22 protein-coding genes are annotated in these 24,892 nt (G+C 50.4%); 4 read left to right on the top strand and 18 right to left on the bottom strand.

The features are described from left to right. Positions 1-72 precede the first annotated feature (72 nt). A complete protein-coding gene (locus tag TX85_RS00270; RefSeq protein WP_044477164.1) occupies positions 73-732 on the bottom strand; it encodes a ThuA domain-containing protein in 660 nt (219 codons plus the stop codon). Between the two features lie 175 nt (positions 733-907). On the opposite strand from TX85_RS00270, the gene TX85_RS00265 reads away from it, so the two are divergent. Continuing rightward, positions 908-1,744 (top strand): helix-turn-helix domain-containing protein, encoded by an 837-nt coding sequence (locus TX85_RS00265; RefSeq protein WP_044477162.1) that lies wholly within the window; start codon positions 908-910, stop codon positions 1,742-1,744. 1 nt (position 1,745) lies between these two features. Here TX85_RS00265 and TX85_RS00260 read toward each other — a convergent pair whose 3' ends face one another. The 12 genes from TX85_RS00260 to TX85_RS00200 all read right to left on the bottom strand — a co-directional run bounded on the left by TX85_RS00260 (position 1,746) and on the right by TX85_RS00200 (position 17,296). Further along, positions 1,746-2,504: a CPBP family intramembrane glutamic endopeptidase gene (locus TX85_RS00260; RefSeq protein WP_044477161.1), complete on the bottom strand. Its 759-nt coding sequence runs from the start codon at positions 2,502-2,504 to the stop codon at positions 1,746-1,748. Further along, positions 2,504-3,088 carry a TetR/AcrR family transcriptional regulator gene (locus TX85_RS00255; protein WP_049894731.1) on the bottom strand — a complete coding sequence of 195 codons (585 nt, stop codon included), beginning with the start codon at positions 3,086-3,088 and terminating at the stop codon, positions 2,504-2,506. Before TX85_RS00255 ends, TX85_RS00260 begins: the two co-directional genes overlap by 1 nt. An 895-nt stretch (positions 3,089-3,983) precedes the next feature. Further along, a complete protein-coding gene (locus tag TX85_RS00250) occupies positions 3,984-4,805 on the bottom strand; it encodes a TerC family protein (RefSeq protein WP_044477159.1) in 822 nt (273 codons plus the stop codon). A gap of 478 nt (positions 4,806-5,283) precedes the next feature. Further along, complete coding sequence (locus TX85_RS00240; protein ID WP_081671596.1) at positions 5,284-6,546, bottom strand: serine hydrolase domain-containing protein; 1,263 nt, start codon at positions 6,544-6,546, stop codon at positions 5,284-5,286. 28 nt (positions 6,547-6,574) lie between these two features. After that, the gene (locus TX85_RS00235) at positions 6,575-7,249 is read right to left on the bottom strand and encodes an oxidoreductase (protein ID WP_044477157.1); all 675 of its coding nucleotides are present in this window, start codon (positions 7,247-7,249) and stop codon (positions 6,575-6,577) included. A 178-nt stretch (positions 7,250-7,427) separates the two neighbouring features. After that, positions 7,428-9,491, bottom strand: a complete 2,064-nt coding sequence (locus TX85_RS00230) for a beta-galactosidase (RefSeq protein ID WP_044477156.1) — start codon at positions 9,489-9,491, stop codon at positions 7,428-7,430. Positions 9,492-9,506: 15 nt separating this feature from the next. Beyond that, positions 9,507-10,658: a glycoside hydrolase family 53 protein gene (locus tag TX85_RS00225; protein WP_044477155.1), complete on the bottom strand. Its 1,152-nt coding sequence runs from the start codon at positions 10,656-10,658 to the stop codon at positions 9,507-9,509. Between the two features lie 19 nt (positions 10,659-10,677). Next, positions 10,678-11,523 carry a sugar ABC transporter permease gene (locus TX85_RS00220; RefSeq protein ID WP_044477154.1) on the bottom strand — a complete coding sequence of 282 codons (846 nt, stop codon included), beginning with the start codon at positions 11,521-11,523 and terminating at the stop codon, positions 10,678-10,680. A gap of 4 nt (positions 11,524-11,527) precedes the next feature. After that, positions 11,528-12,901, bottom strand: coding sequence for a carbohydrate ABC transporter permease (locus TX85_RS00215; RefSeq protein WP_101781114.1), 1,374 nt, complete (start codon positions 12,899-12,901; stop codon positions 11,528-11,530). Between the two features lie 45 nt (positions 12,902-12,946). Then, positions 12,947-14,287 carry an extracellular solute-binding protein gene (locus TX85_RS00210; RefSeq protein ID WP_044477153.1) on the bottom strand — a complete coding sequence of 447 codons (1,341 nt, stop codon included), beginning with the start codon at positions 14,285-14,287 and terminating at the stop codon, positions 12,947-12,949. 208 nt (positions 14,288-14,495) lie between these two features. Beyond that, entirely contained in the window at positions 14,496-15,488 is a 993-nt protein-coding gene (locus tag TX85_RS00205) for a LacI family DNA-binding transcriptional regulator (protein ID WP_044477152.1), read from the bottom strand. A 179-nt stretch (positions 15,489-15,667) separates the two neighbouring features. Next, positions 15,668-17,296 carry an alkaline phosphatase gene (locus TX85_RS00200; RefSeq protein WP_199558813.1) on the bottom strand — a complete coding sequence of 543 codons (1,629 nt, stop codon included), beginning with the start codon at positions 17,294-17,296 and terminating at the stop codon, positions 15,668-15,670. Between the two features lie 1,128 nt (positions 17,297-18,424). Between TX85_RS00200 and TX85_RS00195 the strand changes: the two genes are divergently transcribed. Beyond that, complete coding sequence (locus TX85_RS00195) at positions 18,425-18,994, top strand: thymidine kinase (protein WP_044477149.1); 570 nt, start codon at positions 18,425-18,427, stop codon at positions 18,992-18,994. 81 nt (positions 18,995-19,075) lie between these two features. Here TX85_RS00195 and TX85_RS00190 read toward each other — a convergent pair whose 3' ends face one another. Together TX85_RS00190 and TX85_RS00185 are read right to left on the bottom strand one after the other, a co-directional pair. Beyond that, complete coding sequence (locus tag TX85_RS00190) at positions 19,076-20,488, bottom strand: deoxyguanosinetriphosphate triphosphohydrolase family protein (protein ID WP_044477148.1); 1,413 nt, start codon at positions 20,486-20,488, stop codon at positions 19,076-19,078. A 213-nt stretch (positions 20,489-20,701) separates the two neighbouring features. Continuing rightward, positions 20,702-21,154, bottom strand: coding sequence for a flavodoxin (locus TX85_RS00185; protein WP_044477147.1), 453 nt, complete (start codon positions 21,152-21,154; stop codon positions 20,702-20,704). A 219-nt stretch (positions 21,155-21,373) separates the two neighbouring features. On the opposite strand from TX85_RS00185, the gene TX85_RS00180 reads away from it, so the two are divergent. Then, entirely contained in the window at positions 21,374-21,706 is a 333-nt protein-coding gene (locus tag TX85_RS00180; protein WP_044477146.1) for a PadR family transcriptional regulator, read from the top strand. 13 nt (positions 21,707-21,719) lie between these two features. Then, positions 21,720-22,757 (top strand): hypothetical protein, encoded by a 1,038-nt coding sequence (locus TX85_RS00175; RefSeq protein ID WP_044477145.1) that lies wholly within the window; start codon positions 21,720-21,722, stop codon positions 22,755-22,757. Between the two features lie 38 nt (positions 22,758-22,795). Here TX85_RS00175 and TX85_RS00170 read toward each other — a convergent pair whose 3' ends face one another. From TX85_RS00170 to TX85_RS00160, 3 genes are all read right to left on the bottom strand, one after another. Next, complete coding sequence (locus tag TX85_RS00170) at positions 22,796-23,644, bottom strand: lipoate--protein ligase family protein (protein WP_081671595.1); 849 nt, start codon at positions 23,642-23,644, stop codon at positions 22,796-22,798. Next, positions 23,641-24,408 (bottom strand): exodeoxyribonuclease III, encoded by a 768-nt coding sequence (locus TX85_RS00165; protein ID WP_044477143.1) that lies wholly within the window; start codon positions 24,406-24,408, stop codon positions 23,641-23,643. The genes TX85_RS00170 and TX85_RS00165 overlap by 4 nt, the downstream gene beginning before the upstream one ends. A 149-nt stretch (positions 24,409-24,557) precedes the next feature. Then, complete coding sequence (locus TX85_RS00160; protein ID WP_044477142.1) at positions 24,558-24,884, bottom strand: antibiotic biosynthesis monooxygenase; 327 nt, start codon at positions 24,882-24,884, stop codon at positions 24,558-24,560. Positions 24,885-24,892 lie beyond the last annotated feature (8 nt).

Below are 24,892 nucleotides of genomic sequence, written 5' to 3'. Positions count from 1 at the left end.
CCCACCTTTAGCTTAGTTCAGGCTATCTGCCTGTCATCTGATTTATTAGGAGTAAGCGCTGCTCTTATCCTCTTATCTTGCAGCCCATAGAAATCCTCTGCGCATTAATTCAATGGCCTCGGGGATATCAAACACATCTGCATGATGACCCAGCGAGTTGTAGAATACGCGGCCTTGTCCCCATTTCTTGGTATAGACGACCGGCATTTTGATCACTCCGTTTGCCGAATGGGGACCCTCGCTAATCGCAAACGAGGTTGTTGCCAACACATCAACACACGGGTCCACGTGGAGATAATATTGCTCGGACTTCACTACAAAGTCCTGGATACCTTCTACAATCGGGCTGGAGCTGTTCTTGACCAGGTTCACCTCATACTCCACTCCATCATTAAACGGATGAGCCACCCACTGAGCTCCGGTCATAAATTGCCATTCCACTGAGGTGCGGAACGAATCGCACATCCCTCCGTGACAGCCGGCAATCCCTACGCCGGACTCCACTGCACGCAGCACAGGCTTAAGCTGCTCTTCCGTGATCTCCCCCATCGTCCAGATAGGAACGATTAGATTGTGGCTTTTCAAATCCTCCTCATTTTTAAAGCGGTCCAATGTATCCGAGACTTCTACTTCAAAGCCTTCACCGGCTAGCAAACGGGCGAATCTCTCCGCAACCTGAACCGGTTCGTGGCCGTCCCATCCGCCTTGTACGATCAATGCTTTCTTTGCCATATGTCTGTCTGCCCCTTCCCATCACTCTCAGCAGTGATTTTCCAATCTGCATACTCCGATTGTAAGCTGTTAAGAGCCTGCAGGCTCGTCATTTCCATTGCTTAATCGGACATTTATTGCTATTTTAGTCTTGAGTATTTTATTTCGGGCACATCAGCGGACAGGGGATGGGCAAATGAAGGCTTATCACGAGAAACGACACTATGGCAGCGACCTGCCGATCAGTGTGCTGCAACTGCATAACTTTTCATTTCTGGCTCATTGGCACAACGATGTGGAATTAATTTATGTAAAAAAGGGCGAAATCCGGGTGGGAATCAATTCGGAGAACTGGCTGCTGAAGGCGGGTGACCTGGCCGTGTGCAGCAGCGGAGACATTCACTATTACGATGGCAGGGACCTGGAATCCGAGATTATTCTTGTCATCTTTAATCCTAGGCTTATAGGCAGCCCCAGCGGATGGCCGGGCGATGTTCATCTTGTCTCTCCCGTAATCACGAATGCGGAAGAACCCGGCGGGTCTCGGGAAAAGCTAACCGCTCAAGCCGCCATTCTAATTGAACGGATGCTGGCAGAAATGATTGAGAAGCCCAAATACTACGACACCCTGCTGGTAGGACTTCTTTACGAGCTCGGCGGGTTAATTCTGCGATTCGCTCCCACGGAGCCGATAGATCCGCACAAGAATAAGCGACTCGGCAGCGGGCGACAGGCTATGCGAGAGGTGCTTGACTATCTGGAAGCCCAATGCTTCAGGCCTGTTCCGCTGGAGGAAGCTGCACGTCAGGCACACATGAGCGTATATCATTTTTCCAGGACCTTTAAAAGCACCACCGGCATGAGCCTGACCGCTTATCTCAACAGTATCCGGATAGACAAGGCCGAGGAGCTTATCCGGACAACGGAGCTTACCATGCTCGATATCGCGCTGGAATGCGGATTTACGAATGTCCGCACCTTCAATCGCGCCTTCAGGCAGTTCCGGGGACGAGCCCCATCCAGCCTTCGCTGAATCATCCCAATGTTACTGGCTGTTCCAGTGCTTGCCGTTTCGATAGGCTTATGCCCATCCCGATTGCATATACAAGCAAAAGAATCACTTGCACACTGACAACTAGAATGGCCTTCTCGTCAAACACATCTTCCGTTGAGAAGGAGAGAAAGTTATGTACAATATGCCACAGGATCCCCGGCCACAAGCTCTTCGTAAGAACAAGGATTTGCACCAGCACCAGCCCGGCGAGAAAGGCAAAGCCGACTTGCAAAAGCACGAGCCACATATTCTTTCCGCTCAGCGCAGTCACTGCATGCAGAACTCCAAAAATGACCGAGGAGCCGATGATTGCAGTCTTTGTGCTGATCCGGTTAAGGCAACCGAACACCAATCCACGAAAGTACAATTCTTCGTTAAACCCTACTAGGAGCGTGAACAGGAGCAATACAACGTATATGATAGGTTGTTTATTAAAATGGAGCCCGTAGATCAAGATCGGGGCAAGCTCAAGAAGTAATAGAGGCACATACATCCACACTTGCCCTATGCCGTTTCGATCGGGAAGACGAAATCCGTACTGTCTCATTGCGTTCCCTGACCGTTTCATGATAAGCAGCCCCAGAAGCGCTGATACGGCAACACCTCCTGCCATGATCAAATAGGCCGCAGCTTCCTCGGCCCCCGTTATTTCTGCGATAGCTGATCCCAGTGCTGTAAAGAAGGTACATAGCACAGCCACTCCAATAGCTGGCCAATATGGATTTTTGAATATTTTCATCAATGGACATCCTCCCGTTCCTGTTTCAAAGAATAAATTACGCCTTTGAAGGTGTGACGCAATACATTTCTTGCCTCCTGCTCGTCAAGCTTGCATCCGTTCGTTGCCAGCAAAGAAGCTATGCCATGCACAGCAAACCAGAGCGTCGTATACAGTTTTTGCGTTTCATCAAGTGAGAGCCCGGTATTACTGCTGAGAAAGGCAATCACCTGGTCATCTCCCTCAGTCGTCCCTGCAAGGCCTGCAAGGTCTCCTTGGACCATAGAACTGGACATAAACAGCAATTGGAATAATTGCGGCTCGGTACGCGCAAAATCGATATAAGCCATCCCCATGCCAAGGAAATCCTCTCCGCTATCCTGTAGACCGGACCACATTACTGTGTTATAAAGCTGCTCTGCTTCCTGAAAGACGGCTGCCTTCAAATCCTCCATCGCAGCAAAGTGGCTGAAGATCGGCTGCGTTGAACAACCAAGCCGCGAGGCCAGATTCCGGGCATTTAGTGCATCCCAGCCTTGCTCACGCACCAGATCAAGCGCGCCCATTAACATGTCTTCACGGCTAATCTTCGGTTTTGGCGGCATGATCATCCCCTCCTTACTTTATTAATATCGGATGTTATATAACATGAATTATATAACAAATGCTTCTACTGTCAAGAGCCAAGAATAAACCACTAATCCTATCGAAAGCATGCAAATCATTGCCGCGGTGAATATAAAAAGGGCGTCCCAAAGTCATCGCAGGTGACCGAGGGGCGCCCTTTTCTCGTAAAACAAACAGAAACCACTCTTTGGTAAAATGAAGGTACCACCCAAACATTTACGCAAAGATTTAGAGGATGACATCCCCACCAATCACCTCGTAACGCCGCCGTGAATCGTCTCGACGACCTATCTTCAACGTGGCTTATCCCGGAGGAGGACGAAGACAGCTACCATCCTAAAATGCTTACCAAAGTCATCATGTATGCCTGCGAATGAAAGAAGACCACATGCCTGCTCGCTGCCGGATATTTTCAACTCGCTAACGGACATTCTAGACTCTTAGCAGACTTATTCTCATTAGTTTGAAGGGTAACGGACATTTCGGGCGCTTAGGACGCTCAAACGACTCTGGTTCACTCCATTCCACTCTCTTAGCGACCAAAATGTCCGTTACAATTCTGGCTCATCCAAAAGCGGACCGTAAGGAGACATGATGTCCGTTAGACCAACTACTTCCTTCCCTTTGATCCAAGGTACCGCATGGCTTATATTGGGAAACAGAGTTGATCCCTGCTATATCAAATGTTCGAATGTACAAAGAAACCGTCTCCTTGGTTTATGGTTGGGTGATGCCTCCATTTTCCCAGAGAACGGTTCCTTTTTTTTGACAAAATGAAAGAGGGTGCCCCCAATCATTATGATGTCATCTTATGATCACTTTTGGGACGCCCTGACTTCATCATTTATTTGTAGGGGATAAGGACCCTGATGATTAGGCCTGCTCCTTCACCCCATGAGTCTCGAGCACGTCTTGTACCTTCTCATGCTCTTCCTTGTCCTTGGACAGGAACCAGCCAATCAAGGCAATAGATACCAGTACAATGTAGAACGTCAACTTCCAGCCGGTGCTCTTCGCAAAGCTCTCTGGAATAATCGCAAGAGCCGGATGAGAGAGAGTATACACGGCCAGCTTTACACCTACCCAGCCCACGATGACAAAAGCGGCAATTTCCAGACCCGGTTTACGATGCAGAAGGCCTACAAACAAATTCGCCGCGAAGCGCATAATGATCAGTCCGATAAATCCGCCGAGGAATACGACGAGGAATTGTCCTCCATCCATTCCGCCAATGCTAGGCAATGGCGTATCCGGCAGAACCACGGCCAAGGCTACGGCTGCGAGAATGGAGTCAACTGCAAAGGCGATGTCGGCTAACTCTACTTTTAGTACCGTCATCCAGAAGCTTGCCTTTTTCGGTTCTCTCACTTCGTCCATTACCACGTTCTCTGCAGGCGTGGCTTTCTTGATGAATACCTTGCGAATAATATGATTCAGGGAAATAAAGAACAGGTAGAGAGCCCCAATCGCTTGAACCTGCCATACGTTCACCAGGAACGAGATAACAAACAACGAGAGCAAGCGGAACACAAATGCTCCGGCCAACCCGTAGAACAGTGCTTTTTTACGTTCTGCATCAGGCAAATGCTTCACCATAATCGCCAGTACAAGCGCATTGTCTGCCGCCAGCAGTCCCTCAAGCACGATCAGTACAATCAATACCCAACTGTACTCCATAAAGATAGATAAATCCATGCTAACACTCCTGTCCAATGTAGTATAATCAATCTTCTATATCAAAAAGGCCTTTACCTATTCGGTAAAGGCCCATAAAAAAGACCTTTGCCTCAATAGGCAAAGGTCTCGCTAACAACGTAACGTTGCCAATAAAGCCGAGGATCATATCCCGTAATGACGACTTTACTGTAGCAGCTACTCCCCTTTGGAGTCGATTGATATGTCCTATCATAACATCTCTTTTGAATATATGAAAGTCCTTGATTCTCTAGAATTTAATTTTTTTGATATCTCTATGCCATATCCCTATGCAATTATAGTTCCCTTTATCGGCTCTGGTACACGGTTGTCGAAAGAAACATTAATCTTCAACTGAAGCTCTACTTCCCGCTCCAGGCTCCGGATGTCAATCGTGATAAAGAACGGCGTCTCGATCCGGCGAAGGGTCAAGACAAGCCTCTCGGGAGATTCCCGGATAAAGGAAGCCGCGATTCGCTCATGGACTCCAAATAACGAGGTGTACCCGAGGCTTCCACTCCTGCTCGCCCAACTCAATCCGATGCTCGCCCTGTTCGTTTGTAATATCCAACACAGCAACATTATCCCCAAAGGTAATTTGAAGCTGCTTTATGCCAAATTCATTTTCTTCCAGGCGATAGCATGGGGTTCCGTGCCCGGTGTTCGGCTCAGGCTTCGGAGCTTTTCTTGGCGGGTCCAGCCGAAGCTCTTCGAGCTGATGTCTTAACTCTTCGCTCGATGCCTTGGCGACTACGGAATCGGGTTCACCCGCCATCCCGAACGCACCCAACAGATGGCTCCATACACCATTAAGCACGCCTTGAAGATCGTTGGTGCCAGCTGTAATGGCAGTAACGGCATCCAGGTCCTCCAGAACGATACAGAACTGGCCGAACGCTCCGTCTCCCCGATATACCCCGTGTTGACAACGCCAAAACTGATAGCCATAGCCATGCGCCCAGTCGCTGTCTCCGCCCGCTCCGTTCTCAATCTGCTTGGAAGTAGCCTCTTCGATCCACGCCGGACTCAGCAGGCGCTCACCTTGCCACATCCCCTTCTGCAAGTAGAGCTGGCCAAACTTGGCAATATCCTCCGTAGTAATCTTGAGACCATATCCGCCGGTATTGATTCCTCGCGGGCAGCTCTCCCAGGTTGGATGCATAATCCCCAATGGCTTGAACAGCCTTGGCTCTAAATACTGCAGCAGGGTCTCGCCGGCAGCCTTTTGCAAGATTGCCGACAGCATATAGGTCGCTCCCGTATTGTACATGAAGAAGGTACCCGGCTCGTGCTCCACCGGAAGCTTCAGAAACGCACGCACCCTGTTCCCGTCAGCAGAGCTATGAAGCTCGTCCGTCGTATCTGCCGCATGTCCTGTACCCATCATCAGCAAATGCTTAATGCGCATGGCTGCCAGATTCGGCGAGACCTCCTTCGGCAAATCATCCGGGAAGAAGGAGATCACCGGATCCTCCACACTAAGCTTTCCCTCCTGTACCGCTATTCCGATGGCTGTGGAAGTAAAGCTTTTACTGAGCGAGAACAGCATGTGGGGAAGCTGCGGCTCATAGGGCGCCCACCAGCCCTCTGCGGCAACGCATCCATGCCGCAGCAGCATAAAGCTGTGAAGCTCAATTGAATGTGACTGCATCTCACTGAGAAAATCGCTGATTTTGAGAGGGGATACCCCCAATTCCTCCGGGCTCTTTCTGGGCAATGGATTTAACACTTGATTGGACATAGCAAAGTCTCCTTCCGGGTATTTTTATTTACCTCTGACTTCCCAAGGAATGAATCGCTTTGGCCCCGTATGTAATCGTTCCCTCCGGGTTCTCCGCAGCAATGGCCAGCATCGCCTGCGCTACGACCCCTGCTTTGATGCCAAGCTGCGCCGGCACCGGCTTTTTGATCCCTTGGAACAAGCCGCGAACCACATTTCCGGATACCTTCTCCATGAGCCTGTGCTCCTCACGTTCACCAAGCAGCAAGGAGGGCTGGAGAATGGATAACGCCTTATAGCCCATGGATTTAAGCTGTTGCTCCAGTTCTCCCTTCATCTTCGAATACCAGATCTTTGACTTGGCATCCGCGCCAGCAGAACTGATTACCAGGAAATGGCGAGCCCCCTGCTCTTTGGCCAGCTTCGCCACCGTCAGCGGATAGGTTACGTCGATCCGGTACATCGCCTCGCGGGTTCGTGCCTTTTTGATCGTCGTCCCCAGACAGCAAAATACATCCTCGACGGCATAAGCCTCGGTAATCTCCTCCAATCGTTCGAAGTCGCTTACGACCTCTCTCAGCTTGGGATGACTGAATGTAAGCGGTCTGCGGACAATAGCATAAACCGCATCATATTGTTCATCCTTCAACAATTCAGTCAGCAATTCGCGTCCAACCAGACCTGTCGCTCCTATGATCAGCGCTTTTTTCCCCAAATGACTCATGACGCACTTCCTCTCCCGATCACATCGCCGCGATGATCTGTTTCATATATTATATATCAGAAGAGACTACAGAGAGAAATCCGCCCGGAGCAACAACACCCCTGTCACAGCATCGGTTAACACGAAAGTATCGTTCCAATGTCCATGACAAGGGTGCCTCAATCAGAAATAGCTTATATTATGAAATTGGCTTTAAAATAAGAACACCGTATGGCTGCAATTCTACATTACCGCGAATCGAATGGCCCGAGTCCAGATTCCGATAGTCTTGATCCAGCTTTACTGTCTGGCGCTCCTCGGTAAAATTCATCACGAAAATATAATCCGTCTCTCCATCAGTTCTTGCCTGTACGGAGACCCCCTTCGGAAATTGGATCGCATGCGGGGGAGCCATGTTCAGCTCCTTCATCAAGCGGGCATAGAAGTCGTCATGAAACCTCGCTTCATTGCGGGAAGCAATATAATAAGCCTGGCCTGCTCCCCTGCGGTTAACGGTCACCGCCGGTTGTCCCTCGTAAAAGTCGGAATCGAACCGGGCGAGAACCTCGGCGTCAACAGCATGAATTAATTCGCAATAGTCATGCGACTGGTAGCGCACACCCTCGCTCGTCACGAGGTGCCGGACTTCCTTCGGATACAGGCTGTCCACTTCCTCGGCCCAAATGCCCAGCAGCGGCTTCAAGGGCCCCGGAAAGCCCCCGCTGAAGACAAGATCGTGCCGGTCAACAATCCCGCTCATATAGGTGGTCACGAAGGTTCCGCCTTGTTCAGCGTATCGCTCCATTTTTTCCGCAAACCCTTCACGAATCATGTACAGCATCGGCGCAATGACCAGTTTATAGGTATTTACCGGTTTGTCAGGCGTAATCACATCAACGGGGATTCCCGCTTCCCAGAACACCCGGTAATGCTCCTGGCAAGTATCGATATATTTCTTGTTCTTGCCGAAGCCCTGGGCATCAGCAAGCGCCCATTCCGTCTCCCAATCGAACATTATGGCTACTTCAGCCTTGACCGTGGTTCCCGAAATCTCCGGCAATTTTCCCAGCAGGTCCCCAACTTCAGCCACATCGGCAAAGACTCTCGTGTGTTCATGGCCGACATGGTCAATGACCGCTCCATGAAATTTCTCCGAAGATCCGCGGCTCTTTCGCCATTGAAAATACAGAATCGAGTCCGAGCCGTGCGCGACGGATTGCACCGTGGACAGCTTGTGCATTCCCGCCCGCTTTGCCTTATTGATCTCATGCCAATTCACCTGGCTTGGCGTGCTCTCCATGATCAGGAAAGGCCGCCCATCCTTCAACGACCGGTATAGATCGTTCACAAAAGCCACGTCTTTCGCCAGCGAAGCCGTGGACTGCCAATCATTGTGCCACGCCGGATAGGAATCCCAGCTGACGACATCGACGGCCTTGGCGAATTCCTCGTAATTGAGTCCGGTGTCCGGCTTCATTAAAGGATAACTGCCCATGAAATTCGTGGTGACCTCGATATCCGGCGTAATTTCCTTGAGCGGCTTGACTTCGTTGTTGTAGAAACCAATCGTTTGGCTCGTCACGAATCTTTTCCAGTCCAGATTCAGCCCGTGCACCTGGTCTTCCCCATGCGGCGCCGGTGATTCGATCTGGCTCCACTCCGAAAACGTATGGCTCCAGAATACGGTCCACCAGGCATGGTTCAGCTTGGCGAGGTCATGGTCATATTGCTGCTTGAGCCAATTTCGGAACGCTTCTTGGCACAAATCGCAGTGGCACTCGCCGCCATATTCATTGGACACATGCCACAGGATGAGTGCCGGGTGATCCTTATATCTCTCGGCCAGCATGCGGTTTAGCCGCGCCGTCTTTTGCCGGTAAACCGGCGAGGTATAGCAATGGTTATGCCTTTGCCCATGCAAATTCCGGACCCGATTCGCCCCTACCCGAAGCACCTCGGGATATTTCTCGCTGAGCCATGCCGGCCGGGCCCCGCTCGGCGTCGCGAGAATAGCATGCCCGCCGCGCTCCGCAATCCGGTCCATAATCCGGTCCAGCCACTCAAAGCGGTAAACGCCTTCCTCCGGCTCGATAGCGCTCCATCCGAAAATATTGACGGAGAACGTATTGGCATGCGCCAGCTCCATCAAGCGAAAATCTTCATCGATCACATCGGGAGAGTCAAGCCATTGATCGGGATTGTAGTCTCCTCCATGCAGCAGCCCCTTTACGCGGGGATGAATCGTCTTCCACCTTCTAGTCATCGCAAAGTTAGCTCCTTACTCGGACGCACCGTTTTTGAACACATTCAACGAATCCAGCGCATTGCCGTCAAAATCGAACATCGCCTGGTTAGACCAGTGATTCCCCATATCCCCCATGTCGTTGCCGTATTTCATCCCGGCATAGCTGGCCCAGCTCGTTCCGGCTACTTGCAGCCAGGCTGGTTCCCAATAGACAATACCCAGTCCCCGGCCGCCTGAGATTCCCTTCATCGTCTTCATCAAGTCCCGTAAAAATGCCGCCTGGCCTTCCACAGACGCAGGATAGCCTCCGATTCGGGCCAAATCCTCCGTGAATATGGCTTCGCTGCCCTTCGGCTTCTCTCCGGTAAACCCGTACGAGGTCTCTACGACAAGCACATCCTTGTTATAGTGCTTGCTGATATCCTCCATGTTGAGCCGCAGGTCTTCCAGCGTGCCGTGCCAGAACGGATAATAGGACAATCCGATGATGTCGTAATCCACTTCATGAGCGGTGATCTCGTCAAACCAGCCCCGGTACAGGTCATTGGCTCCGCCAAAATCCAGATGCAAGATCACCTTGCCGCTTGGAGCCGGCAGCGTTTCTCTAGTCGCCCGCACACCTGCCTTCAGCAGCCGGGCAAGCCGGGCATAGCTATCCTTCTTTTCTTGCGGGGCCGCCTCCTGGAACCTCCGCTCTTCGAACAGATAAGAAGGCGTCTTCCCGTCAGGCCAGAGCATGCCGTTCGTAATCTCATTGCCGATCTGCACATATTCCGGCCCAATATCCTGCTCCTTGAATGCTTCCAAGGTTGCTTTCGTATAGCGATAGACCTCATCCTCAAGCTGCTTTCCGGTCAAATCCCGCCAGGCCTTCGGCTTGGACTGCTTCTTGGGATCCGCCCAGAAATCGCTGTAATGAAAATCCAGCATGAATTGCAGTCCGTGCTTCTTCGCGCGCTTGGCCAATTCGATTGTCATCTGCAAATCATTTGTGCCGCCCAGATAAGGCTCTTTGTTGTCATCATACGGATCGACCCACAACCGGAGCCGAACCGTATTGATTCCCTTCACACTTAAAATTTCAAAGAGATCCTTCTTCTCCCCGTCCAGATAAAATGCACCGCCAAGCTCCTCAACTTCTTTCACCGTCGAAATGTCGGCGCCCTTCATAAAGAATTGCTCCATCGTTTTCTCTCCTCACTCTTTATCCTTTATCTCCGCCGGCCGTAAGGCCATTGATCAAATATTTCTGCAGGGCGATATACAAAATAGCAATCGGGACAGCGACCAGTACGGCGCCCGCCGCGAACAGCGTAAATTCGTTTCTCGTCTCGTCACTGATCATGGAAAACAGACCGATAGCGACCGTCTTTTTCTCTTCGCTGGAGATCAGCAGTTTAGGTAAAATAAAGTCCATCCACGGCGCAGCGAACTGCGTGACCGCAACGAAGGTCAGCATCGGGCTCGCCAGCGGCAAGATAATCCGCGCAAATATCTGCGTACGGGACGCGCCGTCGATGAGCGCCGCTTCGTCAAAGCTGGACGGAATCCCGTCTAAATACCCTTTTAAAAGCCATAGGTTATACGGTAGCTGCGCTGCGACCCCGACTACGATCAGGCCGGTCAGACTGTTCAATAACCCGAAATTCAGGAACAGCATATATACCGCGATCGCGGTCAGAAAGGTCGGAAACATTTGCAGAATCAAGATGCTCAACAAGCTGGCCTTCTTCCCCTTGAATTTGAATCTGGAGAACGCGTACGCGCCCAAAGTTGATAGCAGCACTCCGCAGACCATATTGGCAAATGCGACCTTTAACGTGTTCATATACCAAATGGGAAATTTCGTATTGGTTAACAAGTCCTTATAGTTGTTGAAGGTCGGATTCGCAGGGATGGCCGTAGCGTTGGCTAGCCCTTTGGAGCTGCCGAAGGATGATCCGATAATCCAGGTGACGGGATAGATGATGATGACGGCCATGACGATCAGCTCCAAGTAAATCAATGCCGTCTTCCATTTCCCCGATGGGCTGTTCCGTTTGTTCTTCATACCATCATAGCTCCTCGAAGGTTTTCGATTTCCTTAAATTCCATAGTGAGAACGTTCCGACAATGAAAAAGACGATGATGGACATAACGGCTCCCATATTGTACAGCCGGTTATCCAGAGTCAGTTTATAGAGCCAGGTGATGAGCAGATCGGTGCTGCCGGCAAAATTATAATCCGGATTCGCAGGACCGCCTCCGGTCAGGAAGTAGATCACTCCGAAATTATTGAAATTGCTCACAAAGGCCATCGTCAGCAGCGGCGCGGTCGCTTTGTAGACAATCGGAAAGGTGATGTTCCAGAACATCTGCCCCGATGTTGCGCCGTCAATGCGGGCCGCCTCGTAATAGCTGTCGGAGATATTCGTCAACGTGCCTCCGATCAAGGCCATGAAATAAGGGAAACCGAGCCAGAGATTGATGATGAGGGCCATAGCCCGGGCCAGCGTCGTATTGCTGGGATCCGTAAACCAATAGATTCTTTCGGAGGTTAGACCGATATCCACCAGAAATTGGCTGATTGGCCCGAACTGTCCGTTGAACATCGATTTGAATACCAGAGCAGACACCATGCCCGGAATCGCCCAGGGCAGAATATAAATACTGCGCCACAGCTTCTTGAATTTTACCCGAGGACTATTGATGATCACCGCTTGGAAAAATCCCAGGAAATACGTCGTTATTGTCGCTAGAATCGCCCAGACGATCGTCCAGCTCAATACGCCGAGGAAGGTGTGCATCCATGAGAATACCTGGGTGACGGTAATAAAATTGTCCAGCCCCACCCAATGAATCAGCTTTGTCGGCGGAATATTGTTTCTGCTGTAATCCGTAAAGGCGATCAAGATCCCGAAGACGATCGGCAGCAGACTGACGAACAGAAGCAGCAGTACGGTAGGAGACAGAATGATATAGGCATACATGGAGCTCCACAGCTCTTTAAAATACTCTGATGATTTTTGCCAAGCTCCCGTCCTCAGAATCGTCCTTCTAACCTTCACAGCATCGCGAATATTCCAAATATAGAAAAACAACAAGATCGCAAGGAACATAACAGCAATAATTCCGTTGACCATCAGCACAATCGAATGGTCGCCTTCCGACAGACCCGTGACTCCCATCTTGCGGGGCTGGGTGCCCAATGTAATGAGCCCCCATACCCCTTTCAGAAAGAATCCGCCATGCCCGCGAAAGGAAAATCCATTCTGCATGGAACCATAGTTCCCTGTTAAAAATTCAACACCGATACTTCCGGCGAATATACAGAAGAAAATAAAACCCTTGAGATACTGCCTGTTCAGCAGTTGTCCCGCTCCCCATATCACGGAGGAGAAGAGACCCACTATCCAAAGCGGAGCTTTTCGATCTGCTGTCCCGTTCACTTCTCCACTCCCTTATCTGAAGCCAGCATTGTCCGATTAATCGAATTAATCAACCAAAGCCCGCATTTCGTTATACTCTTTCGTCGCCTTTTGCTGTGCTTCTTCGACGCTCAACAGGTTGTCCCATACATTAACCGAAAGCGAGTCTCCGGAGGTATAAAGATACTCGGGGATTTGCGGCATGAGGTCCGCATTTTCGGATTGGGCGACGATTCCGGCGATATGCTCGTTACCGATAATCCCTTCCACATTGACCACATGCTCTTCATCCAGGGCCGGGATGGCTCCCGTCGATTGATACAATGCGGCCGCGCCTTCATCCGAAGCCATGAAATTCAAAAAGACTCTCGCAGCTGCAGGATATTTCGTATAACCGGACACCACGGCCACCGATAGTCCCGAGAAGGATGCCGCGTCTTCGCCTGCTGCCACTTTAGGCAGCTTCGCAACTCCATATTCAAATCCATTCTCCACCGCAGCTTTATCAAAGTCTGCGAACACCCATGGACCGGTTATGACATACGGCGTCTGACCCTTGATGAATTCGTTCTCGATCGAGTCGTAGGTTGCATCGGCGGAATTCACATTCCAGATGCTTCTTAGCCCTTTATAGTATTCAAGGCCCGCCTTCAGCTCCGGAGCTTCAAAGTTCGGATTGTCCAAGTCTCCGTCCGCGTACAGATGCCATCCCAAGGAAGACAGGACCGCATACGAGTAGTAGATTTGACCCGCCTGGAAACGAATCGTCCACTGATTCTTGGCCGGATTGTTATAGGTTTGGGCGAGCTCGCTGATTTCCTCCCAGGTCGCAGCCGGCTCTTCGCTTCCCGTCAGCTGCTTCAGCAATGTTTTATTGTAGAAAAGAGCGATGGATTCCGTAGAGATTGGCGCTCCGTACATTTGTCCGTCCCGGCTCACGACATTTACGAACTGTTCGGAAACCCGTTCTTTGATCTGCGCATCATAATTTCCGATAGGAGCAGCTGTTGCATTGTCGATTGCACTGGCCAAATCATCATGGTTCGTCATGAAGACATCCGCGCCTTTTCCGGCTTCTCCATCAAGCGCCATGCGTTCCACGCTGTCCACCTTCGCAACGATCTCATATTCGACCTTTACATCGGGATACTTCTTGGCGAAGTCCTCCTGCAGCGCCTTTCCATAATCCTCATACTCCACCCATACTTTAAGCGGGACTTGTCCGGTAGCAATTTCTTCTTCCATCACGTACTCGTTGGTCTCCGCATTCCATTCGATTCCGCCGCCTTCTTCGTCGTTCGCAGCACCGCCCGAATTCACGGTATTGCCCGAGCCGTTTCCGCACCCGGCCAGTACAAGCATGCTTACCAGCAACAATGTCAAACTAAGTAATCCCCATCTTTTCATCTCTTTGCCCCCTGTGCAAAAAATAGTTACATTAGTTAGCGCTTACATCAACAAATACTATCATTATTTCAGTAAAACATCAACGAAAATAGATAAAATATTTAAGTTAAATTAGTAAAAACAGGCTGGTTGATTTATCCTTTTTCGCCAATGAAAAAAGGGCAGCGAATGGATGATTCGACTGCCCTCCCGATAGCTTCGGCTGGATTCAGGTTGTGCTTTTTCTAACTATTAATTCGGAGTTCAAGTAAATTGTTTTAACCAAGGTTCGCTTGGCTATCAGCCTCTCCAGCAGCAGCGATATCGCATCCTTGCACAGTTCATAGATATCGATATGAAAAGTAGTTAATGGAGGCGATACATATTTCGTGACACTGATGTTATTCATGCTCAATACGCTGACCCTGGCCGGAATCGAGATTTCTTGTTCGTTCAAGGCCTGTAAACAGCCTACGGCTATCGGATCCGCAGCGACGAAGAAGGCCGTCGGAAGACGATCCCCCAGCTTGCCGATCGCCTCGTGCATGAGCTCATACCCGTCATTTACGGAAAAATGCTTTCCGCGGAATATATAGGCCTCATTCAGCAAACCCAGCTTATCCATGTAATCCCTGAATGATTCCTCGCGCACGTCGATGCGCTCCTCCTTCGTATCGGGATCGATATCGACGCCGCCGATGAACCCGATGTTCTTGTGCCCTCCTGCCACATAGAAATCGATCGCCTTTCTGGTGATCCAGCGCAAGTCCGGCTTGACCGCATCATAATGATCAGGATCCGGTACGCTGTCGATGAATACACCGCTCGGCGTCAGCTCATGCAGGCGATCCAGCTCGCGGCTGGAAAACCGGCCTACAGCGATGAAGCCCTCGATATCCGGACGGATCGCCTCGATGCCGTCGCTGATCTTGTATGTAATAAGCTCGATATTCCGCTCCGCCGCCTGCTTTTCGACCTCGAGCCGGATCGATCTATAGTATACGTCCTCCAGCTCCTCCTTTTCGGAGAACCAATAAAGGAAAGCGATGTTCTTGATCATCGGCTGAACCGTCTTTTTCCGGTATCCGATCTGATCGGCGATTTCAAAAATGCGCTCCCTCGTCTTTTCCGTGACCGACAGCTTGGGATCGCTGTTCAACACTCTGGAAACCGTTGCGATGGACACATTCGCCATCTCGGCTATCTGCTTGATCGTAGCCACGTTATCCCTCCTATATCGATTACCATGTTACACTATTCCAGGAACCAAGTAAATAAATCAGGTAAAATATTTTACTTATATTTTTCTGCAAAATAGCACTTGGCTTCTGGGGCACGCAAAGACACCCCCCGCTGGGTTAGCGAAGGGTGCCTGTATCGGAATAACCGGTGTAATCGAGATTACTTGATCAGATCGACGGCATCCTGCGGTACGAACAGATCCGAGCCATTAAAGACGATAACGCCCTTGAGCGTCTTCTTGGCACCGTTCAGAATCGCGATATTTTTGTGAATTTGCAGCTCCAGCTTCGTGCTGCCTTTGGTGACGATCGCTTTCGGGTTCTTGGCATCGTTCAGGTCAAGCACAACCTCCGCTCCCTTAGCGGCAAAAGCTTGCTTGGCTGGTACGAACAATTGGCTGGATACTGCGTCAAGGTCCAGACCGAGTACACGAGCCATGTATTTGGCCACATCCGTATTGTCGATTACCCCGCTTGGACGGTCATTGGTAGGGGAGTATGCGTAGAGAACAACATCCCCGCCAGTATGTCCGCCTGTGGTCCAGCCAATGCCCGAACGCTTGCTGATCATCGGTCCAACCGTGTAATTCATACTGCCGGCTTTCGCATCACGAATGGCCTGAATCTCTTCGTTGCTCAGGTCTGTAATTCCGAAGTATTCTGCCATTACAGCTTGAATATTGGTGCGGTCGCTGTTCAGCTTGGCTTCCAATCCCTCTCCTGTCAGCTTCGCCCGTTTAAGCGGATCAATGAATGTTGAGAGAGGCTCGGTGTCATAGGTTCCGGTGGTCGAGCTGTTGCCAATGGTCAGTCCGCCATTGCCATGGTCAGTCACGGCAACCACAACGGTCTCGCCATCCTGCTTGGCAAAGTCGAGAGCGGTTTTAACCGCATCATCAAAGGCAAGCACATCGCTCAGGATACCGATCGGGTCGTTGGCATGAGCTGCCCAGTCGACCTTACTTCCTTCTATCATCAGGAAGAAGCCGTCCTCGTCCTTGGACAATACTTCAATTGCCTTGGCTGTCATCTCTGCCAGACTCGGCTGTTCAGCAGGGTTCCGGTCCATATCATAAGCCATAGCCTTGGAGGAGAACATGCCCCACAGCTTCGAAGAACTGGATTTCGCCATGGCTTCAGGCGTTGTGACATATTCATAGCCGAGCGCCTTAATGGAAGCGATCAGATTGTCGCCGTCCGCTCTTCCTTCCGGAGACAAGTAGCTGCTTCCCCCGCCGAGCACGACGTCGACGCCGCTGTATACTTGCTGCTTGCTCAAAATATCATATTCTTTACGGCTCGGATAATGGGAGGTGAAATCCGCCGGAGTAGCGTGCATGATTTCCGAGGTCGCAATAATGCCCGTCGACTTGCCTGCCAGTCTGGCGGCCTCCAGTACCGAAGCTACCGGCTTTCTGGCATCACCGGGTGCAATCGGATCCTCTCCCGGCATGGTCGCTTCATCCGGCAAGACTCCTACGAAGCCGGTATGCGACTTGTGTCCGGTGGCCAGTGCTGTTCCAGCCGGAGCCGAATCCGCAATCGGCGCATCAGCGGAATGAGTGCGCACCAGGCCGCTCGCAATTTCGTCCAGTGCGAGGTCCGATCCCTTATACCATCTGGCCAATGCCGTAGCATCGCTAGGCATGCCGTCAGGAATAAGGATAATCACATTCTTTATCTGCTTCGTCTCATTCGCTGCCTGGGCTGGCGAGATTCCGCCTGTCGTAATTCCAGCAGTAAGTGCAAGTGCAATGATTAGCTTCGTAGCGTTGCCGTACCTTTTCATCCTCTCCATCTCCTCCAGAACCATTGAAATTTGGTTGAACTTACATAGAGAGTGTAACCTAGAATTGATAACGACAAGCCAACCGGATGTAAAATTATTGTAAAATGGAGTCATTTTGGAGGTTTATGCCCACGCTCCATTCGTCGCGGTTTGCTGCAATTGTGAAGCAAATATAAAACAGGCTAACGTTTCTGCGTGCCGAGGGCAACGTGTGAAGTGTGCTTACGACCGCTGTTGCTCGCGAATTTCTTTGATTGGACCAAGTTCTGAAAAGGAAGAAATCCACTCACAAAGGCGAACGCTTACGCTTTATGCTTCCGAAGTAGCTTTCCTACAGAAAGCTTGTAACACTTCACACTTATGCCCTTATTACGCGGCTCTTGAGCTCGGCTTTATAGTGCTGATTGCACCGCACTCCCTCTAAAACGCAGATGCATTCAAACAGTAAGTAGACAACACCGTATCATTACTGGGGATACCCCCATTTCAATAAGCCCGCAGAGCAAGGCAATTCCAGCAGATTCTGCAAAATACCAACCAAGTACGCATGAGTACACCTTGCACCGAGCACAGCCTCCAGTACGCGGTGTTTCGCAGTATGACGGGATCGGTCGACTGCATGAAAATAGGACTATTACGCATCTAGTGAAAAAAGTTACCTTAAATTCAGTGGAAATGATAGAAATGCGGATATAGTGAAATTTTTGTACTTAAAGTTGACTAAAACGTGGGTTTGGTTAGTTACTGGCGTTCTAAGGTAAGTTTTTTCACTAAAAGTGGGTTCGAGCGTCGAATGAAGATTTTAAGGGAAGTAATTTCATTAAATCGCGACCGGAGGCGCGGTAGGTCATCGACGTCGTGCATAAGCTATCGCGCAAGCTGCCATTCACGCTTAGCTCAAGGCTGTGCTTAATCTCCTGCTTGTATGTCAGGACGGTAAGTTAATAGCAGTGCAGTTGTTGCATTGCAGCATAACACATCGAGGTGCAAGCTGCATTGCAGTTGAACTGCAGAGGCAAAGTAGTTAGGGCATAAGTATGAGTAAATTAACGGTAAACCCGGCGAGCGTTTTATGTTAAAATAGAACCTGCTTGCAATGAAAAGAACTGTAGAGAGGAACGTCCCGAATTGGCACAATTGTTTTATAAATACGGAGCAATGAACAGCGGGAAATCCATCGAGATTCTCAAGGTTGCCCATAATTACGAAGAACAGAATAAGCCTGTACTTATCTTCACCTCCGCTGTAGACAACCGCGACGAGATCGGTTATGTCTCTTCCCGGATCGGTCTTCGCCGACATGCGATTCCGATCTATGAGGATACCGACATCTTCGCCATCGTTCGCGATCACACCCCGAAGCTGTACTGCGTTCTGATTGATGAATGTCAGTTCCTCGGGGAGACGAGCATCCGGCAGCTAGTCCGAATTGTCGATGAGCTTGACATCCCGGTGATGGCCTTCGGCTTGAAGAATGATTTCCAGAATCAGTTGTTCGAGGGCAGCCGCCAGTTGCTCATTTATGCCGATAAAATTGAGGAAATGAAAACCATCTGCTGGTTCTGTGCCCGAAAGGCAACGATGAATCTGCGCGTGGAAAACGGCAAGCCTGTCTATACCGGAGAGCAAATTCAGATCGGGGGAAATGAATCCTATTATCCGGTCTGCCGCAAATGCCATGCTAATCCGCCGCTATAGCGCGAGCACGCAGCCCGCTGAAAAAGGGGGCCAAATCATCATTATCGATGATTTGGCCCCCTTTTGACGCATCTGCTTAGCTTAATCCAAATCGTAAATCGTACCTACCTTGAGTCCATAGAGCTCATTATATATTTTCTCCGCGTAAGCATCGGTCATTCCGGCAATATAGTCAATAATCATATGCTCCCAGGTCCAGATCGGGTCGGACTTCTTCTGATCTTGATCGAATCTGCGCAGCCAGTCTCCGGGGATAATCGACTTGGAGGTAACCGGATCGACAAAGGCGTCCCATAGACGCTTGATGACCCAGGACGAGCGCTTCTGAAGCCGCTGAACACGCAAATCCCGGATCATTGTCACCCAAGCAAAGCTTTTCAGCACACTGACCGTGCGCAGCATATCCTCGTCTTCCCTGCCTTCCTTGACAAATGTGACCTTCTGCCAATTCTCCTCCTCGACCACCCCCAGGCTGCCGACAAACAGACTGACCCAATGGGCCTTTACCTCTCTGCGGGTTCTGGAGTAGTCGTGATCGCATATCGGCATTTTTGCATTCCATACGTCTAGGAACAGATTCAACACCTGCATGACCTTGATCTCAATCTGCTCAGGCATCCACCCTGCCCAGAAAAAATCATCCAGCGTCATAATTTTCTCGACAATGAGCCGCTGAATGTGCGAGTCAAACAGGAAATGCTCATGTACTTCAATTTTGCCGGCTTTGATTCCGTCCTCCAGATCATGCGCCGAATAAGCGATATCATCGCATAAATCCATTAATTGCGCCTCAAACGTCTTTTTGCCTTCCGGCATTCTCCATCGTTCCCGGATCTTTGATATATATTGCCATTCATGACGGTAGAGCCCCTTTTTGTTAAGGGTTCCGGGGTAGGGGTACTTGTTCGTTCCAAGCAGAACCGCATCCGACAGGTTGAGCCCGTCAATGTTTTCCCTTTTCTCAAGAAACATCATTAATCGAAAATTATGGGCATTCCCTTCAAAATGCTCATACTTCCGCCGCATAGCATCATACAGCTCTTGCTGCATATCTGGCGATAGATTATCTCTGCCTGACATGGCCTCTTGCGCCTTGCGCTCGATCAGATTGTCAAGGATTTGCCCCAGCACTTCCTCTCCTTTATGACCAAAGGGAGGATGCCCGAAGTCATGGCATATCGCCGCGCATTCCACCACTTCAGGATCAATAACGAGCCCGGGATGCTCCGCCTGTTCGATCGCAACCTGCGGGTAGGCCCGCAGCAAGCTTCTAGCCGCCTCCCGAGCAATCTGCGCCACCTCCAGGGAATGGGTCAGCCGGGTCCGGTAGTAATCGCCGGTCCCTGCCCCGAATACCTGGGACTTTCCCTGAAGCCGGCGGAAGGTGGGGGAATGAATTAACCGCGAATAATCGCGGTCATAGGTTGAACGGGCAGTCTCCTGTCCAATGTTATCCGGATGCTGCCGGTGATGTCTTAATGTCTGTAGGTTCATTAGCCTTACTCCTTCATAACACAGCGCTTTAGAGGTTGTTCAAAAAGTCATCTTTTGAACACGCACTTTTATGTTATTGTAGCCCTGCAAGCCATGAACTTAAAGAGGCATTTCAAAAAATCATCTCTGATCACGAAGTATTTGAGCTGGCTGATTGGACATCGAATCTTTCGTTCGCCCTCGAAGTCCGCTGCTATCCTCAGCCTTTAAGAATCAGGAGGCGCCAAGCAGGCTTTGGGCAAAACGCGCACCGAATTCCCTGCACAATTGCTTCTCTTCTGCATTGGGTCCATACTCCACCTTTAATCCTTCTTGCTCCACAACAGCGCCGAACTCCCTCAGCTTCTCTTCCAAGACATCAACAGCGCCGCAGTAAAGGCGATAGGTCGTATCCCCGCTTCCGAATACAGCCGCCTTCCTCCCCGCAAGCTCCAGCTCCTCCATCTCATCGATGAAATCCTCAAACTCATCCGGGAGCTCTCCATCTCCCCAAGTGTAAGCGCCCAGAAGAACACCCTCATAGCGCATCATTTCCGAAGCACTGCATTGCTCAACTTCCTTCAAATCTGCCGAAGATCCCGCAGTACGGATTCCTTCCGCAATGAATTCGGCCATCTCTTCAGTATTCCCCGTCAGGCTCGCATATACAATCAGTACTCTGCTCATCTCTCTCATCCCTCGTTATTCTTAATCACTATCGACTTAAGCGATGTGGAATCAACACCCGCATTATAATTGATAATGATTATCATTGTCAATATTGGGATTTGATGTGGCTTTGATGTGTGGGCTTTAACGTGTTGATTATTATTGTCAACAATTTATTATTAGTCTATTTACAATAGTGTGCGTCATACAGTATAGTGAGATTAAGGAGTTGATCATATGGCCGATGTAGCTGAGACTATACAGACGATACTAAGCGAACTGCGGAGAGGTACGATCATTATCGGTGTACTGAGCCAGCTGGAGGAACCGCAATATGGTTACTCGCTAGTAACGGTACTTGAAGATAAGGGGATCCCTGTCGATCCAGGAACATTGTATCCGCTTCTTAGAAGGCTGGAAAAGCAGGAGCTGTTGGAGAGCAACTGGGACACAAACGAGGCGCGTCCTCGCAAGTATTATGTGATTACTCCATTTGGACGCGAGGTATATGCGGGACTTTGCCTGGAATGGAAGACGCTTAATGAAGCCGTGACAAAAATCATTAATTGAGGAGGCATGATGTATGGAGGTTGTCGATCGTTATGTGCATGCGGTGATCCGCAGGCTGCCTGAAGGCATGCGGGAGGATATTCGCAAGGAGCTCCACGGCCTGATTGAAGATATGCTGGAGGAGCAAGCCGCTGGCCCGGCTCCGACTCCTGAAGAGGCCGAGCAAGTGTTGCTGCAATTAGGCCACCCTGCCGCCATGGCAGCCAAATACCGGGGACATGAACGTTATTTGGTGGGTCCTCAATTGTTCGAATCCTATCTTTCCGTCATCAAGATTGTAATGATCGCGGTTATCGCATCTTTGTCGGTTATTTTTGTGGTTGAGACTGCGCTTCGGCCGAACGAGATTACAAATCAGTTTACAAGCTACATTACTTCCATCGTCAGTGCGGCTTCTCAAGGCTTTGTCTGGGTAACTGTGGTGTTCGCGTTGATCGAATACGGAATCCGCAAAAAGACGCCTGGCGAGTCCGGTTCCATGTCATGGCAGCCTTCCGATCTGCCCCCGGTTCCCGACTCCCGTGCCGAGATCAAGCTGAGCGAACCGATTACGGGAATTATCTTTACGGTTCTCTTAACCATTGTCTTGCTTAGCGGTGCTGAACTGCTTGCCGTTTATACGACGGCAAACGGTAAATTAAGCATCGTACCCTTAATCAACTTTGATGTTCTATACCGCTTCTGGCCATTCATCGTGGCCTTTGGCGTTGCAGGCGTTGGGAAGGAAATCTATAAAATGCTGGTTCGTCAACGGACTGCCGGGCTGCTTGCCTACCACATTGTGCTCAGCGTAGCAGTCGTCATTTTTGCCGGATTCTTGCTGTCACAGCCTAACTTCTGGAATCCTGCCTTTATGGAACAACTGCAGGCAACCGGCATGTTCACTGAAGCAGGCAGCGAGTTCTTCACGACTGTTAACCGGATCTGGGAGGCGGTCACCGGAAACCTGATTTATCTCATTATTTTGGTCACACTGATTGATATCGGTTCGGAAGTTTTCAAATGGCTGCGCATTAAAAAGGCTGGACCGGTCATCATTAACATCCCCTAATGCCGGAAATGAATAGTTAAGAGCCTTCTGCCGTCAGACTATGGTAGCTCATATCGCTGCCTTAGCTTGGCGGCAGTTTCTTTAATCCTGGCCTTATCGGCCAAGATTAGCTCCACAGCGTCAGCATTCGTAACCTGCTCTGCATTCCCAGCACTAATGACCTGCTTCACGCCTTCGATAAATCGAGCAATGGCCGCTTTTCCGCTACCTAAGCCGGTTAGTTCCTCAAGACTTGCTGTATATTCCGGGATGACAAGGGGATATTGCCCCGGATCGGCACCTGCAGCTGCCGTGTCATAGAAGGAGCGAACCAGTCTCGCCCTTGCACTTCCGGAGCCTTCCACAATGACGAAGGCCTGGATGATAAAAGCCTTACGCTGCCTGCGCTGGGCTATTCCGCAAAACTTGCGTCCTCCGACACTTAAATCATAGTCTCCCGGACAGAATGCCCCTTCAATCTCACCCGCTGCCACCTCCGCCTCCTCCGCGCCAGCCGCTCTGCATGCCTGCACCACAGCCCTTTGAATCAAGCTGACCATCCTTTGAAAATCCTGCCGAAAATCCTGCCGATGGCTAACCCCCGGAATAGGAAGAATCAGAGAAACATTGATTACACCGGCATCCAATGGAACCGCCGCCCCGCCGGAATGTCTTACGACGGCATCGATCCCGCTGGCATGCAGCGCCCTTACTGCGGTACCGGTCTGCGGAAGCCGGCTGTCACGCGAGCCCATGACAAAGGAGCCGGCATGTCTCCACAAATGGCAAACCGCCGGCCCTCCCTCTCCAGTATACCTGCATAACAGCTCGTCCAATGCGAAATGCTCAAGCACGTCGCCTTCCAAGGCAGCATGGGTCCGATCCAGTATCAGAACCGGCCGGATCAAGCGACGCTTCCTTCCTTCAGATAAAGCACCACCGGACAGTGGTCGCTGCCCATGACCTCACAAGAAATCTGTGCATCCTCAAGCTGTGGAGCCAGACGCTCTGATGCCAGAAAATAATCAATCCGCCAACCCACATTCCGTTCACGTACCTTTGGCATGTAGGACCACCAGCTGTACACATTTTCTCGATCAGGATAAAAATAGCGGAAGGTATCGATAAAGCCCGCCTCCAGCAGCTCTGTCATTTTCCCCCGCTCCTCATCAGTAAATCCGGCATTACCGATGTTCGGCTTCGGATTCTTCAAATCAATCTCCCGGTGCGCCACATTCAAGTCTCCGCAGACGATCACGGGCTTCACTGAATCCAGTCCCTGCAAGTAGGTGCGAAAGCGGTCCTCCCACTCCATGCGGTACGCCAGTCTTGATAAGTCGCGCTTGGCATTGGGCGTATAGACATTCACCAGGAAAAAGTGTTCAAATTCCAGAGTGAGCACTCTCCCCTCCGGTTCGCTGTCCTCCTCCATCCCGTACCGGACGCTGAGCGGCTTGAGCCGCGTGAAGACCGCGGTTCCGGAGTAGCCCTTTTTCTCCGCATAGTTCCAGTACTGCTCATATTCCTCGCCAATCTCCATGCAGATTTGTCCCTCTTGCAGCTTCGTCTCCTGAAGACAGACAATATCCGCAGCCTCGCCGGCAAAGAAGTCATTGAATCCTTTATTGACACAGGCTCTCAGCCCATTTACATTCCATGAGATTAGTTTCATAGCGCACGCCTCCTCTTCCCTTGCTAAAAGTCTACCTTTTATGAAAAAAGTCTGTCAACAGGCCGGCTCATTCCTTATAAAGACAAAACGCCAACACCTCGGCGGTATTGGCGCATTCCGTATGCTTTAAAGTGGTGCATTCACTACGCTTAATTTGAAGCTTTCCCCTTCTTCACAGCATGAACATCGTAGGTTTTAACATCTGTGCTGATAATATAAGCCGGAGGCTGCTGTCCCCGATTTTCCCGGTGTCCTTGGATATGAACATCACTCTTCTCCCAATTCTTCCAGGCTTCCTTCGACTCCCAGCGGATGATCATAACGACTTCTTCATGCTCCTTGCTCTTGGTATTGACCATGACGATCCGATCAATTAAGCCCTCCATGCCGTCCACCGGCTTGTCTTCGCTGAAGCGCTTGAGAACTTCCTCGCTATTTCCTGCCTCTATGATCGTAGTTCTTGTCACGATGAACATGTGAATCC

Source organism: Paenibacillus antibioticophila, assembly GCF_000455265.1.
Taxonomy (GTDB): domain Bacteria; phylum Bacillota; class Bacilli; order Paenibacillales; family Paenibacillaceae; genus Fontibacillus; species Fontibacillus antibioticophila.
This window is presented reverse-complemented; position numbering and strand designations above follow the sequence as displayed.